Origin of the sequence: Faecalibacterium langellae (assembly GCF_002549775.1) — a bacterium.
Lineage (GTDB): Bacteria > Bacillota > Clostridia > Oscillospirales > Ruminococcaceae > Faecalibacterium > Faecalibacterium langellae.
The window spans coordinates 1-1088 of record NZ_NMTR01000062.1 but is presented as its reverse complement, the minus strand read 5'-3'; the positions used below and the strand labels follow the sequence as shown (position 1 = coordinate 1088).

Genomic DNA, 1088 nt, shown 5'->3' with positions numbered 1-1088 from the left:
CAATAAGAGCATCCGCTCGATACCCTTCCTTATACCAGCGAGGAATAATATCTTCAGCTTTTCCTACCTCATAGTGAGCATTATCCAGTCCAAGTGACTCAGCATTTTTTCTAGCATCTTCGATAGCTTCCGGAATAATATCCATCCCCCGAATGGTGCTCACTTTTTTTGCAAATGCAAGTCCAATAGTACCAACACCACAATAAGCATCAATAAGGTGTTCAGACTTATCCACTTCCAAAGCTTCAACTGCCTGACCATAGAGCACTTCAGTTTGCTTAGGCTTCAACTGGTAGAAGGCACGAGGAGAAAGTGCGCAGTTATACTCTAGAACCTCCTCTTGGATTGTATCTTGACCCCAGATAATTTCTGTCTCTTGGCCATAAATCTCACTGGATTTCGAATAGTTATAATTGACAGCAACTGTTACAATTTCAGGATAACTTAAAGTTAACTCCTTCACCAACTTAGTCAAAGAAACAGGATTAGATGTTACAAAAATTAGCTGGACCTGATTAGACCCTAAAGCACGTCGTATCATAACTGTGCGAATCCCGGAAATTTTGCGCTCATTATAAATCGGTAGCTTGTATTTATCTAGCAAATTTGTCACTTTATTCATAATCGCTTGCGTTAACTCATCTTGAACCAAACAATCATCAATATTGATTAGTCGATGACTTCCTTCCGCAAATAAGCCAGCCTTAACTGAGCCACCAAAAGAACGTATTTGAAATTGTAGTTTAGCACGATAATGTTGTGGTTGCTTCATTCCTATTGTTGGACGAATCTCATAAGACTCAAAATTAGCCGGTTTGAACTTTTTCAAAGCTTGTCCTAACAGGTCCGTTTTAAACTCTAATTGTTTATCATAACGAAGATGCATCAACTGGCAACCACCACACTCTTCATAGACACCACATTCAGGATCAACACGAAACTTGGAAGCTTTATTAATTTTTAATAGTTTTGCCTGAACAAAGTTTCTCTTAACCGAAACAATCTGACAAAACACCTCTTCTCCTTTCAAAGCTCCAGGAACAAAAACCAGCGTTTTTTTATAAAAACCAATACCCTTATCATTGATC

Annotated in this window: 1 protein-coding gene; it reads right to left on the bottom strand. The window is 38.5% G+C overall.

The annotated features are described in order from the left end of the window. Nucleotides 1-1088 (bottom strand): 23S rRNA (uracil(1939)-C(5))-methyltransferase RlmD (gene rlmD / locus CGS49_RS13670; RefSeq protein WP_143405891.1); only part of this gene is annotated, 1088 nt, incomplete at both ends.